Origin of the sequence: Nocardia sp. NPDC056100, assembly GCF_042266325.1 — a bacterium.
Classification (GTDB): domain Bacteria; phylum Actinomycetota; class Actinomycetes; order Mycobacteriales; family Mycobacteriaceae; genus Nocardia.
This window is the reverse complement of the sequence record NZ_JBHJVY010000004.1, coordinates 391,241-406,465: the sequence shown is the minus strand read 5'-3', so window position 1 is coordinate 406,465 and position 15,225 is coordinate 391,241. Positions and strand designations below refer to the sequence as shown.

Annotated in this window: 1 protein-coding gene (running past one end of the window); it reads right to left on the bottom strand. The window is 68.5% G+C overall.

Features of this window, described 5'->3' with window-relative positions; all coding sequences use genetic code 11:
• Positions 1 to 6 precede the first annotated feature (6 nt).
• Positions 7 to 15,225 carry the 3' end of a non-ribosomal peptide synthase/polyketide synthase gene (locus ACFC0O_RS32185; protein ID WP_375964570.1) on the bottom strand. Its footprint extends 29,178 nt past the window's final position, so only the last 15,219 of its 44,397 coding nucleotides appear in the window; its start codon lies beyond the right edge, outside the window — the gene reads right to left on this strand; the stop codon is at positions 7 to 9.

Genomic DNA, 15,225 nt, shown 5'->3' with positions numbered 1-15,225 from the left:
ACCCGGCTAGGGGGCCGGGATGATGCGCACTTCTTCCGGAGCCACGTCGGTGGAGTCGGCGGCCGTGGTGAACCAGTGCGTGACTTCACCTTCGTCGAGATCGGCCGCCAGGTCCTCGGTGGGCAGGACCGACAGCGCGCCCGCCGTCGCGGAGGTGAGGAATTCGTCTATCGCGGGCAGGCCGACGGTCGCGGTCGTGAATGTGGTCGATTCGTAGTCGATCTCATTCTCGGTGCGCAGCGCGGTGGCGCGATCGAGGGCTTCGGCCTGGGTGAGGGTGGCCCAGGTGTCGGAGGCGTCGCGGTAGATGAAGGCCGGATCGGATTCGGTGAGGGGACGGACCCGGTCGGTGTAGGTGACCGGGTGGGCGGGACGGGTGGCGAGATCGGCCTGGACCTTGGGGTCGGCCGGGACCAGCCAGCGCACCGAGCTGGCCGCCGGGTCCTGGGCGATGCCGAAGTTCGCACCCGCGGCGAGGATATCGCCGAAGGACAGACCCTCCGCGAACAGCGTTGCCGCGCCTGCCTTCTGGATGGCCCAGACCGCCACGACCGCATCGGCGGAGCGCGGCAGGGCGACGGCGACGATATCGCCGGGGCCCGCACCGCGATCGATGAGCAGTCGCGCGAGCTGGGAGGAGCGGCGGTCCAGGACGTGGTAGGCGAGTTCCTGGCCGTTATCGAGCAGGGCCGGGGCCTGGGGGTCCTCTTCCACCACTTCGGCGAGCACATTGGCCACGGTGCGAGCACCGACGCGGGCCGGTTCCGCCGCCGAATCCGCCGGGGTGACGGCACTTTCGGCGAGGATGCGGGCGCGTTCGGTGGCATCGAGGATATCGATATCGCCGACCAGTGCGGACGGTTCACCCAGCAGCGATTCCAGCACCCGGTTCAGGCGCGCGGCGAGGGTTTCGACCTCGTCGGCGGTGAAGCGGGTGTCCAGGTAGCGCATGGAGATCTCGATGGTCTCGCCCGCCATGACCACCAGCGTCATCGGGTAGTGGGTGTCGTCGTTGATGCCGACGCCGTTCACCGACATGCCGTCGATGGAGCTGGCGGCGGCGATGGCGTCCTTGTCGACCGGGTAGGACTCGAACACCACGAGGGTGTCGAATTCCGCTGCGGCACCGGCGAGTTGCTGGATCTCGGCCAGGCCGATGTAGTGGTGATCCAGCAGATCCGCCTGCTCGTGCTGCACCCGCTCCAGCATGCCGCCCACGGTGAGGCGGTCGTCGATGCGAATGCGCACGGGCACGGTGTTGATGAACAGGCCCACCATGGATTCCACGCCCGCCAGATCGGCGGGGCGGCCCGAGACGGTCGCGCCGAACACGACATCGCCACGGCCGGTGAGCCTTCCAACCAGGATGGCCCACGCGGTCTGCACCAGCGTGTTCACCGTGACGCTGAGTTCGGCGGCCCGCTTGCTGAGCTGACGGGTGCGCTCGGCGTCGATTTCGAGCACGTGCCGCCCGACCTCGTACTGCTCGTCCGCGCGTCCGGCGGGTGCGAGCTGGGTCGGCTCGGATACACCGGTGAGCGCACGCGCCCACGCCCGCAACGATTCCTGGCGGTCCCGCCCGGCCAGCCAGGCCAGGTAGTTCCGGTAGGACACCGCGCGCGGCAGGGCGGACAGATCACCGCGCACCGCGTACAGCACCAGCAGATCGCGCATGAGCAACGGCATGGACCAGCCGTCCACCAGGATGTGGTGGGTGGTGATCACCAGGTTGTACTGCTCCGGCGAGGTGCGGAACAGCGTGAACCGCATGAGCGGCGCTGCGGCCATGTCGAAGTGCCGCGCCCGGTCGACGTCGATGAGTTCACGCATACGCGGAACCCGTTCGCCCTCGGGCAGATCGGTGAGATCGACGATGCTCCACGGCGCTTCGACGCGATCCAGTACGACCTGGTGCGCCTGTCCGGCGGCATCGGTGACGAACGCGGTGCGCAGGCTCGCGTACCGGTCGACGATGGCCTGCGCGGCCGCGTGCAGCCGATCGGTGTCCACGGTGCCGTGCAGGTCCAGGACGGCCTGCATGGTGTAGACGTCGATCGCCTCCCGGCTCTGCGACATGAGCGCCTGGAACAGCAGACCGGACTGCAGGGGCGACAGCGGCCACACCTCGGTCATGGCCGGGTAGGCCCGCTCCCAGACCTCGATATCGCCCTGGGTCACCTTGACCAGCGCCATATCCGACGGCGTATAGCCGCCGGCGTCCGGCCGCCTGGCGTGTTCGGCCAGCGCGGTCAGTGCCGCCACGAACAGATCGGCGAACTCCTGCACCCGCTCGCGCGAGAGCAGCCCGGTCGGGAAGGCGAAGGCCGCGCCCAGCTGCGGGCCGTCCTCGCCATCGGTGACGATGGCGTTGATGTCCAGGGTCGCGTTGGCGGGCATATCGAGATCCATGTCCGCGTCCAGCTGCCCGAGATCGGCGACCGGCACCCAGCCCAGCTCCGAAAGCTGTTCCGGCACTTCACCGGTCGATACGCGACCGAGGTAGTTGAAGCTGATCTGCCCGACACTGCGCAGCCGCGGCGCGGTCTCGGCGTTCAGGTAGCGCAGCAGACCGAAGCCCAGACCCTTGTCCGGCACCGAGAGCAGCTGCTCCTTCACCGATTTCACGATGTGGCCCAGGGCTTTTCCGCCCGCGAACGCATCGTCGAGATCGGCCCCGGCCAGATCCAGCCGCACCGGGTAGGCGCTGGTGAACCAGCCGACGGTGCGCGAAAGATCCGCGCCCGGAACGACTTCCTCTTCACGACCGTGACCCTCGAGCTTGATGAGGGCGGCATCGCTGCCGTCGCCGCGCCAGCGCGCGACCGCCATGGCCAGCGCCGACAGCAGACCGTCGTTCACGCCACCGCGGTAGCGCCCCGGAATCGAGGTGAGCACCGCGTCGGTGACCGCCGCGGGCACCGTGACCTCGACGCGTTCGACCGTGGCGAAGGTATCCACCGCCGGATCGAAGGCCCGCGAGCCCAGCAGCGGATCGGCGGTGCCGACCACGCCCTGCCAGAACGGCAGTTCCGCAACGCGTTCCGGTGCGGACGCCGCATCGACGAGGGCGTGCGCCCAGCGCCGCATGGAGGTGCCGTTGGCCGGGAGCGCGACCGGCTGACCGAAGGCCAGCTGCGACCACGCCACCGCGAAGTCCGGAATCAGGATGCGCCAGGACACGCCGTCGACCACGAAGTGGTGCGCGGCCAGCAGCAGCACATCCGGGCGGCCCGCACCGAAGGCGAACCACACGAACTGGATCATCGAGGCATTGGCCGGATCGAGTCGGCCCAGGGCCGCGTCGAGCTGAGCGCTCGCGACCCGCGACAGCTCCTCGTCGGAGATATCGGCCGCGACCTCGACGCGATGCACGAGCGCGTCCACGTCGACGCCGCCGCGCGGCAGTGCCTCGAATTCCCAACCCGCCGTTGCGTTTCCGCGCAGGCGCGAACGCAGCACATCGTGGTGGTCGAAGACCGCCGAGAGCGTGCCGATCAGCAGTGCCCGGTCGATATTGTCCGGCAGGCGCAAGGCCATGGACTGCGAGAACCGCTGGTACGTCGAACCACTCGACAGAATCGCCGTCATGATCGGCGTCAGCGGAATATCGCCGACCCCGCCACCGGGCAGTTCCGCCAGCCGCTCCTGCTCGTTATCTCCGCCCAGCACAGCGATTTCGGCCAGTCCGGCCACGCTGCGCTTCTCGAAGACCTCGCGCGGACTGAACAGGATGCCGCGTGCCTTGGCCCGCGACACCAGCTGGATCGACAGAATCGAGTCGCCGCCGAGCGCGAAGAACGAATCGTCCAGGCCGACCTGCTCGACGCCGAGCACCTCGGCGAAGACCTCGGCGATGGCGGCTTCGATATCGCTGACCGGAGCCCGGAATTCGCGCGGTGCGAGCACCGGTTCGGGCAGTGCGCGCCGATCCAGCTTGCCCGCCGGAGTCAGCGGAATCTGATCCAGCACCGTGATGGCGGTGGGCACCATGTATTCCGGCAGTCGCGCGGCGGCGTGCTCGGTGAGCGCGGCGATATCGATGACGGCACCGGCGACCGGCAGCACGTAGGCCGCCAGCATGGTGGTGCCGACCTCGGTCTTATGACCCACGGTGACCGCGAAGTCCACGGTCTCGTGCGCCATCAGCGCCGCGTCGATCTCGCCGAGTTCGATACGGAAACCGCGCACCTTGACCTGGAAGTCATTGCGGCCCACGTATTCCACGGCCGGAGCGCCCTTGGCGTCGCGCGTCCAGCGCACCACGTCACCGGTGCGGTACAGGCGTGAGCCCGGTTCACCGTACGGGTTGGCGACGAAGCGCTCGGACGTCAGACCCGGACGCGCGTGGTAACCGCGCGCCAGCTGCTGACCGGCGACGTAGAGCTCACCGGCGACGCCCTCGGCGACCGGCTGCAACCGCGCGTCGAGGACGAGCGCCCGCATACCGCGCACCGGACCGCCGATGACGACCTTGTCGCCCGGGTTCAGCGCATCGCTGATATTGGTCGCGATGGTGGCCTCGGTCGGACCGTAGGCGTTGTGGAAGCGTCGCGGGCCAGCCGGATTCACCGACCACTTGGCGACGAGGTCGGCCGAGACCGCCTCACCACCGGCGATGATGACCTCCATGCCCGCCAGCTGCGACGGTTCCAGCGAGGCCAGCACGGACGGCGTGATGAGACCGGCGGTGACCCGCTCGCGGGCGATCAGCTCACCCAGTTCATCGCCACCGTAGGTGCCCGGCGGCACCACCACGAGCGTGCCGCCCGCGCCGAGCGCCAGCAACAGCTCCAGAATGGAGGCGTCGAACGACGGCGAGGCGAAATGCAGTGCGCGCGAGGAGGAGTCGAGACGGTAGCGCTCGACCTGCTCGCGGGCGAAGTTCGCCAGACCCGCGTGGGTGACGACGACGCCCTTGGGCAGGCCCGTCGAACCCGAGGTGTAGATGACGTAGGCGGCGTGCGCGGCCCGGATGGCACCCCAGCGCTCGGTATCGGAAACCGCCGCGGGCGAATGCGATTCGATCTCCGCGATGACCATCGGGTCGTCGAGGGAGATCCAGCCGGCCAGGCTCGCCACCGGCGGCAGCGCCGCCAGTTCGGCATTGGTGGTCAGGCCGAGCATGGCACCGGAGTCGGAGATCATATGCGCGATGCGATCGGCCGGGTAGGCCGGATCGACCGGTACGAACGCCGCACCGGACTTGGCCACCGCCCATACCGCGAGCACGGATTCGAACGAGCGCGGAATGGCAACGGCCACCCGCATATCCGGTCCCGCACCGCGCTCGATGAGCATGCGCGCCAGTCGCGAGGACGCCGCGTCGAGTTCGGCGTAACCGAGCACCTGACCGTCGAACACCACGGCCTCGCCGACCGGGTTGGCGGCCACGGCCGCGGCCATGATCTCCGGCAGCGTCCGGGGCTCGACCGCCGCGGCGCCATTGCGGGACAGCAGATCCGCGCGTTCGGCCGCGGACAGCAGTTGCAGATCGCCGACCGCCTGCTGCGGCCGCGCGGTGATCTGCTCCAGCAGGCGGGTGAAGCGCTGCGCGAACTTCTGCACCGTGGCGTCGTCGAACAGGTCACGGGCATACGCGAATTCGGCGTACATGCCCTCGCCCGAGGTACCGGCCTCGGTAATGGTCAGCGACAGATCGAATTTCGCGGTGTCGTTCTCGAAATCGACGGCGGCGACCCGCAATCCGGGAAGTTCGAAGGTGCTGTCCGGCAGGTTCTCGAACGAGAGCACCACCTGGAACAGCGGGTGACGAGCGGTGGAGCGCTCCGGGTTGAGGATTTCCACCAGTCGTTCGAACGGGATGTCCGCGTGCGCGAAGGCGCCGAGGTCGGCGTCCTTGGCGTTCGAGAGCAATTGCGCGAAGGTCAGATCCGGGTGCACGTCGGTGCGCAGCACCAGCGTGTTCACGAACATGCCGATCACATTGTCGAGCTCGGCCTCACCGCGACCCGCGATCGGCGTACCGATGGCGATGTCCTGGGTGCCGGACAGGCGCGCCAGGAAGACCGCGAGCGCGGCGTGCACGACCATGAACATGGTCGCGTTCTGCTCACGCGCGATGGCCTGCAAGCCGCGATGCAGTCCGGCCCCGATCGGGAAGTGCACCTTACCGCCGCGGAACGACTGCGCATTGGGGCGCGGGCGATCCGAGGGCAGGTTCAGCTCGTCCGGCAGATCCACCAGCGTGGTCCGCCAGTAGTCGGCCTGACCCGAAATGAGGCTCTCTGGATCGGTTTCCGAGCCGAGCACCGCGCGCTGCCAGATCGAGTAGTCGGCGTACTGCACCGGCATGGGAGCCCAGCCCGGCTGCACACCCGCGGCCCGGGACGCGTACGCGATCATCACATCGCGGGTGAGCGGGCCCATGGACCAGCCGTCCGCGCTGATGTGATGCGCCACGAATACGAGCACATGCTCGATCAGCGGCGCGGCCGGGACCTTGGTCCGGACGCCGACCACACCGGCGGCCTGTGCGCCGACGGCGCGCAGGGTCGCGGCCTCGAAGGCGTCGGCCACATCCAGCACCGCGGCTTCGTGCGCGCCGAGCTCCTCCACGACCGGGGTTTCGACGCGGAACAGCTTGGCGCGCAACGGCACCTCGGTGGTCACGTCGAATCCGGTGGAGATGAGTTCGGCGATGCGATCGCGCACCGTCTCGGCCCCGACCTCGATCGGGGTGAGGTTCGGGACCGCCTGTGCGGCGGTCACGATGACCTGCGATGCCGCACCGTCGACCTGCGGGTAGATGGTGCGCAGGGTTTCGTGGCGGGCGATCACATCGGCGACCGCCTGTTGCAGTGCGGCGGTATCCAATTCGCCGGTGAGACGGACCGCGACCGGGATGTTGTAGGCCGCCGAGGTGGTGTCGAACTGGTTCAGGAACCACATGCGCTGCTGTGCCAGTGACAGCGGCACCGCGGCCGGGCGCTCCTGTGCGACCAGCGGCTGCCGATCGCCGCTGCCCGCGTGCACCTCGAGCTTCACGGCCAGTCCGGCGACGGTGGACGCCTCGAACAGCAGGCGGACCGGGACGCGAGCGTCCAGGGCCGCACCCAGCCGGGCCGCAACCTGCGTCGCCAGCAGCGAGTTACCGCCGAGGGCGAAGAAGTCGTCGTCCGCGCCGATGCGCTCGGTACCGAGCACCTCGGTGAACACGCCCGCCACGATCTCTTCGATCGGGGTGGACGGCGCACGGAATGCCGTGGTCTCGAACTCGGGTTCCGGCAACGCCTTTCGATCCAGCTTGCCGTTGACGTTCAACGGCAACGCGTCCAGCACCACGAAGGCCGAGGGCACCATGTACGACGGCAGACCCGCCGACAACGCCGCCTTCGCCTGCGAAATCTGTACGCCCGCGGTGAGATCCGACGGCACCAGGTAGGCCACCAGGCGGTCACCGGTGCGCTGATCGGACTTGGCCAGCACCGCGACCTGTGCGATACCGGGCAGCGCCAGCAGCGCGGCCTCGATCTCACCCAGCTCGATACGGAAACCGCGGATCTTCACCTGGAAGTCGGTGCGGCCCCGGTACTCCAGCTCCCCATTGCCCGCCCAGGCAACGAGGTCACCGGTGCGGTACATGCGCTCACCGGTGGCGAACGGGTTGGCCACGAAGCGATCCGAGGTCAGATCCGCGCGACCGTAGTAACCGCGCGCCAGCTGCGCACCGGCCAGGTACAGCTCACCCTCGACCCCGGCCGCGACCGGGTGCAGGCGGGCATCGAGCACGTACACCTGGCTGTTCCACTCGGGCAGGCCGATGGAGACCGAACCCTTGTCGGCGTCGGTGACCAGGTGGTTGGTGATGGAGACCGCGGCCTCGGTCGGGCCGTACAGGTTGAACAGCTGCGCGGCCGGGTTCGCGACACGGAAGCGCTGCGCCACCGTGGCGGGCAGCGCCTCACCGATCGCGAGCACGCGACGCAGTGAACCGGTCAGTGCCCCACCGGATTCGGTCAACAGCGCATCGAGCATCGACGGCACCACGTGCAGCGTGGTGACCAGCTCGCGCGCCATCAACTCGTTCAGGTACGCCGGATCACGATGACCATCGGCCGAGGCGATCACCAGACGGCCACCACTCGCGGCCGCGGACCAGAACTCCCAGACCGAGAGGTCGAAGGTCGCGGCGGTCTTGAGCAGCACCGCATCGTCCGCACCGAGACCGAACTCGGCTGTCTTCCACTGCAACTGGTTCGCCACTGCGGCATGCGGCAGCGCCACACCCTTCGGGCGACCGGTCGAACCGGACGTGAAGATCACATACGCGGTATTCGCGGGCAGCAGCGGGGCGACCCGCTCGGCATCGGTGATCGGCTCGGCCGCAACGGTTTCCAGCGTCAGCTGATCCAGGCGCACCAGCGGTGCGGCCTCGGTCGTGAAGCGGGCTTCGGCATTGGTGAGCACGCAGACCGGTGCCGCGGTCTCCAGGATGTAGTCGGTGCGCTCGGCAGGCTGATCCGGATCGACCGGCACGTACGCGCCACCGGCGACGGACACCGCGTACATGGCCACGACCAGATCCACCGAACGCCGCAGCGCCAGCGCCACCCGGGACTCCGGACCCACACCCATCGAGATCAGTTGCCGCGCAAGGCGATTCACCCGAGCGCTGAGCTCGGCGTAGGTGAGCACCTCGCCGTCCGGGCCGATGAGCGCCACGGCGGTCGGGATGGCCGCCACGGTGGCATCGAGCAGCGACACCAGGGTCGCGGAGCGGTCGACCTCGTGCGCGGTGGCGTTGCGCGCCAGCACCAGATCGGCGCGCTCGTCACCCGCGAGCAGTTCGATATCGCCGACCGCGGTGCGCGGTGCGGCGGTGATCGCGCCGAGCAGTCGCACGAAGCGGTCAACGAAGCCCTGCACGGTCGCCTGATCGAACAGATCGGTGGCGTAGGTGAACAGGCCGGTGATGCCGACCGGCGCACCCGACTCGTCGTATCGGTCGGTGGCGATGAGATGCAGGTCGAACTGCGAGATCTGGGTGTCGATATCCAGACCGGACACCGTCAGGCCGGGCAGTTCCAGGCTGGACTGGGCCAGGTTCTGGAAGGACAGGCCGACCTGGAACAGCGGATGCCGCGCGGTCGAGCGCACCGGGTTGAGCACCTCGACCAGGCGCTCGAACGGCACATCGGCATTGGCGAACGCCTGGATATCGGTCTCGCGCTGGCGGGCCAGCAGTTCGGTGAACGGCGCGCCCGCGTCGACCCGGGTGCGGAACACCAGGGTGTTGACGAACATGCCGATGAGGTCGTCCAGGACGGCCTCACCGCGACCGGCCATCGGGGTGCCGATGGCGATGTCATCGGTACCGGACAGGCGGGCCAGCAGCACCGCGAGCGCGGTGTGCACGACCATGAACAGCGTCGCACCCTCGGCGCGCGCCAAATCGACCAGCGCACGGTGCGTTTCGGCATCGATGCGCACCTCGACCCGGTCACCGGCGAAGGTCTGCACGGCCGGGCGCGGGCGATCGGACGGCAGATCCAGCTGATCCGGGAGCTCGGCCAGCGCCTGCTTCCAGTAGGCGACCTGCTTGGCGGACAGCGATTCCGGATCGTCCTCGCTGCCGAGCAGATCGCGCTGCCAGATGGAGTAGTCGGCGTACTGCACCGCGAGCTTGGACCAGCCCGGCCGCTCGCCGAAGGAGCGGGCGGCGTAGGCGGTCATCAGATCGCGGGTCAGCGGCGCGACGGAGGAGCCGTCACCGGAGATGTGGTGAATCGCCAGTGCCAGTACATATTCCGTGGACTCGTCGGAGCCGATGCGGAACAGCGCGACCTTCAGCGGCACCTCGGTGGTGACGTCGAAGACGGTGGAGGTGAGCGCCACCACCGCGCCGGTGACCTCATCGGCCGAGACGGTGCGCACCTCGAACTCCGGGACCGCCTGCGCGGCGGGGAGCACGACCTGGACCGGACCCTGTTCGGTCTGCGGGTAGATGGTGCGCAGGATCTCGTGCCGGGCGACGACATCGGTGATGGCGGCGCGCATGGCCTCGATATCCAGCGCACCGGACAGGCGCACCGCGACGGGCACGTTGTAGGCCGCGGACTGGTTGTCGAAGCGGTTCAGGAACCACATGCGCTGCTGTGCGAGCGAGAGCGGAATGTGTTCCGGCCGTTCGCCCGCCGTGAGCGCCTTGCGGCCCGCACCGGCGTCGAGTTCCACCCGGGCGGCCAGTGCGGCCACGGTGGAGGCTTCGAACATCAGGCGCACCGGCACCCGGGTGTTCAGTGCCTCGCCGAGGCGCGCCGCCACCTGGGTGGCGAGCAGCGAGTTGCCGCCCCACGCGAAGAAGTCGTCATCGAGACCGATGCGACCGCCCTCGATGCGCAGCACATCCGCGAAGACGCCGGCCACGATCTGCTCGATCGGGGTGACGGGTGCGCGGAAGACCGCCTTCTCGAAGGTGGGTTCCGGCAGCGCCTTGCGATCGAGCTTGCCGTTGGCGTTCAGCGGCAGCGCGTCGAGCTGCATGAACACCGACGGGATCATGTAGGACGGCAGTTCCGCGGCGAGCGCGGATTGCAGCGCCTGCTTGTCGAGATCGCCGTCGGCACCGACGACGTACGCGACCAGGCGATCGCCGAGCGCCGAATCCTGGTGCGCCACAACGGCGGCCGAGGCCACCGCGGGCTGACGCAGCAGGGCGGATTCGATATCGCCGAGCTCGATGCGGAAACCGCGGATCTTCACCTGGAAGTCGGTGCGACCCCGGTAGTCCAACTCGCCCTTGGCATTCCAGGCCACCAGGTCACCGGTGCGGTACATGCGCTGCCCGGTGCCGAACGGATTCGCCACGAAGCGGTCGGCGGTCAGATCGCTGCGGCCGTAGTAGCCGCGCGCCAGCTGCGCACCGGCCAGGTACAGCTCACCGGAGACGCCGACCGGCACCGGGCGCAGATGCGCGTCCAGCACGTAGACCTGGCTGTTCCATTCCGGCGCACCGATGGACACCGACACCTCATCGGCGGTGGTCACCCGGTGGTTGGTGATCGAGACCGCGGCCTCGGTGGGGCCGTACAGGTTGAACAGTTCGGTGCGCGGACGCTCGGCCAGCACGCGCTGGGCCAGCGGTCCGGGCAGCGCCTCACCGATGGCGAGGATGCGCCACAGCGAATCCGGCAGACCATCGGCCAGCAGCGCGTCCAGCATGGACGGCACCACGTGCAGGGTGGTCACCCATTCACGAGCCATGAGCTCGTTCAGGTACGCCGGATCCTTATGCCCGCCGGGCTGCGCGATGACCAGGCGGCCACCGCAGGCTACGGCCGACCAGAACTCCCAGACCGAGAGGTCGAAGGTGGCGGCGGTCTTGAGCAGCACCGCATCGGCCGGATCGAGACCGAATTCGGTGACCTTCCAGAGCAACTGGTTCACCACGGCGGCGTGCGGCAGTGCCACACCCTTCGGGCGACCGGTCGAACCGGAGGTGAAGATGATGTACGCGGTATTGGTGGAGGTCAGCTCCCGCACCCGCTCCTCGGCGGTAATCGGCTTGGCCGAGTACTCCGACAGCTCGAGCTCATCGATCTTCAGCACCGTCGCGGTGTCGTGTTCGAAAGCATCCGCGACGGTGGTCAGAACCACTGCCGGAGCGGCGGTTTCGAGGATGTAACCGGTGCGATCGGCGGGCTGATCCGGATCGATCGGCACATACGCCGCACCGGACTTGGCCACCGCGTACATCGCGACCACAAGATCGGTCGAACGCCGAATGGCAAGCGCCACACGGTCTTCCGCACCGATACCGCGCGCGATCAACTCACGCGCCAGACGGTTCACCCGGGCATCGAGCTCGGCGTAGGTCAGGTTCTCCACCCCGTCGGCGGTATCGGCCACGATGGCCACCGCCTTCGGGTCGGAAGCCACGGCCGCGTCGAGCAACGAGACCAGCGTGGCCTCGGCTCCCTCCGGGAACACCTGCGCCACATCCTGCGCGGTGTTGTTCCAGCGCTGGAGAATCCGCTCGTTCTCATCGGCGTCGAGCAGATCGATATCGCCGACGGTGATGCCCGAATCATCCAGCACCGCGTCCAGCACCCGCAGGAACCGATCGGCGAACGCACGCACGGTGCTCTCGTCGAACAGATCTGTGGCGTAACCGAATTCGGTGAGGATCTCGGCGGGCGCGCCCTCATCGGTGTACCTGTCGTACAGCGTGACGTGCAGATCGGTCTTGGCCAGCTGCGATTCGAACTGGACCGCGCTCACGTGCAGGCCGGGCAGTTCGAACGCGGTCTCGGCCAGGTTCTGGAAGGACAGGCCGACCTGGAAAAGCGGATTGCGGGCGTTGGAGCGCACCGGGTTGAGCACCTCGACCAGGCGCTCGAACGGCACCTCGGCATTGGCGAAGGCTTCCAGATCGCGTTCGCGCACCTCGGCCAGCACATCGGCGAACGGCACCCCGTGATCGATCTTCGTGCGGAAGATCAGGGTGTTCACGAACATGCCGATGAGGTCGTCGAGTTCGCGCTCGCCGCGACCCGCGATCGGGGTGCCGACCGCGATGTCATCGGTGCCGGACAGGCGCGCCAGCAGGATCGCCAGCGCGGCGTGCACGACCATGAACAGCGACGCGTTATTGGCGCGCGCCAGCTCATGCAGTTTGGCGTGCCGTTCGGCGTCGATATCGAAGCGAATCGCCTTGCCGTGGAACGACTGCGCGGGCGGGCGCGGCCGATCGGTGGGCAGTTCCAGCTGATCGGGCAGCTCGGCCAGGGCGCGGGTCCAGTAGGCGACCTGCTGTGCGGCAAGCGATTCCGGATCGTCCTCGGTACCGAGCACCTCGCGCTGCCACAGCGCGTAATCGGCGTACTGCACCGGAAGCGCGGCCCACTGCGGGGATTCGCCGTTGGCGCGGGCCACGTACGCGGCCATCACATCGCGCGCCATCGGGCCCATGGAGGAGCCGTCGGCGGAGACGTGGTGGATGGTGAAGGCCAGCACATGCTGTTCCACCACACTGTCCGTGATGCGGAACAGCTTGACGGCCAGCGGCACCTCGACGGTGACGTCGAAGGTGGTCATCGCGAATTCGATGACCTTGCCGAGCAATTCGCCTTCGGTGACCGGCTCCGGCACCAGACCCACATCGGTCTGGGTCGCGGGCAGGATCACCTGGTGCGGTCCGTCGGCGGCCCGCGGGTACACCGTGCGCAGCACCTCGTGGCGGCTGAGCACATCGCCGATTGCCAGACCCATGGCGTTCAGGTCCAGCGCACCGGTGAGCCGCACCGCGAGCGGAATGTTGTCCACGGCCGAGGTGCTGGTGTCGAACTGGTTCAGGAACCAGTACCGCGCCTGTGCCGGGGACAGCGGCAGGTGCTCCGGGCGCTCCCCCGCGACCAGGCGCGGGCGGGTGCGGCCGGAACCGGCGTGCCGTTCCACCCGCGCGGCCAGTGCCGCGACGGTGGAGGCTTCGAACAGATCGCGCACGGCGAGCTGGATTTCCAGCGCCGCGCCCAGTCGTGCGGTGACCTGGGTGGCGATCAGCGAGTTGCCGCCGAGTTCGAAGAAATCGTCGTCGACGCCGACGCGGCCGACACCGAGGACATCGGCGAAGGTGCCCGCCACGATCTCCTCGATCGGGGTGGACGGGGCGCGGAAGACCTTGGCCTCGAACACCGGTGCGGGCAACTGCTTGCGATCCAGCTTGCCGGAGGCATTGAGCGGGAAGGCGTCCAGCACCACGAACGCGGTCGGGACCATATAGCCGGGCAGCGCGTCCTGCAGTTCGGCGCGCACACCCTCCACATCGACGCTGCGACCGGTGGCCGGGATGACATAGCCGACCAGCTGATCGCCGAGGCGATCATCGCTGCGCACCACGACCACCGACTGGGCGATGGAATCGATTGCCGTCAAAGCGGATTCGATTTCGCCGAGTTCGATGCGCAGACCGCGCAGCTTCACCTGGAAGTCGGTGCGGCCCAGGTACTCCAGTTCACCCGCGCCGGTCCACTTGACCAGGTCACCGGTGCGGTACATGCGCTGACCGGCGTGGAACGGATCGGCGACGAAGCGGTCCGAGGTCAGTTCCGGACGCGCCACATAGCCGCGCGCCAGCTGCGCGCCCGCCAGGTAGAGCTCACCCGCGACACCGGCGGCGACCGGGTGCAGGCGCGAATCCAGCACGTACACGCGGGTATTGAAGACCGGGCGGCCGATCGGCACGGACAGCGTGTCCGCGGCGGTCACCTCGTGATAGGTGACGTCGACCGCGGCCTCGGTGGGGCCGTACAGATTGTGCAGCTGCGCACCGGTCAGTTCCAGCAGCTTCTGCGCGGTCGGTGCGGGCAGGGCTTCACCGGAGGCGAAAACCTGTCGCAGCGAGACGCATTCGGCGGCCTTGGCCTCGGCCACGAACACCGACATCATCGACGGCACGAAATGCGCAGTGGTGACGTCGTATTCGGTGATCAGATCCGCCAGGTAGGCGGGATCGCGGTGACCGTCCGGCTTGGCGACGACCAACTGCGCACCGACCTGCAAGGGCCAGAAGAACTCCCAGACGGACACGTCGAAGGTGGCCGGGGTCTTCTGCAACACCACATCGTCGTCGAACAGGCCGTATTCGGTCTGCATCCACACCAGGCGGTTCACGATCGCGGCGTGCGAGACGGCCACACCCTTGGGGCGGCCGGTGGAACCGGAGGTGAAGATGACGTACGCGGTGTTCGACTCCCGCAGCGGCGCAATCCGATCCGCGTCGGTGAGCGGGGCGTCCGAGTACTCGGACAGATCGAGCTCATCGATGCGCACGGTGGCCGAGCGGGCGGCGTCGAAGCCGTCGCGGGCGGTGGTGAGCACGCACACCGGCTGTGCGGTGTCGAGCACATAGCCGTTGCGCTCGTCCGGGTGATCCGGATCCAGCGGCACGTACGCGCCACCGGCGGCGATCACCGCGTACATGCCGATCACCAGATCCAGCGAACGGCGCATACCCAGTGCGACAAGCGAATCCGGTCCCACACCGTTGGCGATCAGGTGCCGGGCCAGCTTGTTCACCCGCGAGGCCAGTTCGCCGTAGGACAGCGTCGTCCCCTCGAACGCCACGGCCGGGGCCTTGGGCGTCTGTGCGGCCTGCACCGCGAACATCGAGGCCAGCGTGACATCGGCGGCGGATTTGCGGCCCGCCAGCGCGACGCGGGTGACGTCGTATTCGGTGGCGTTCCAGGACCGCAGCACGCGGCGGCG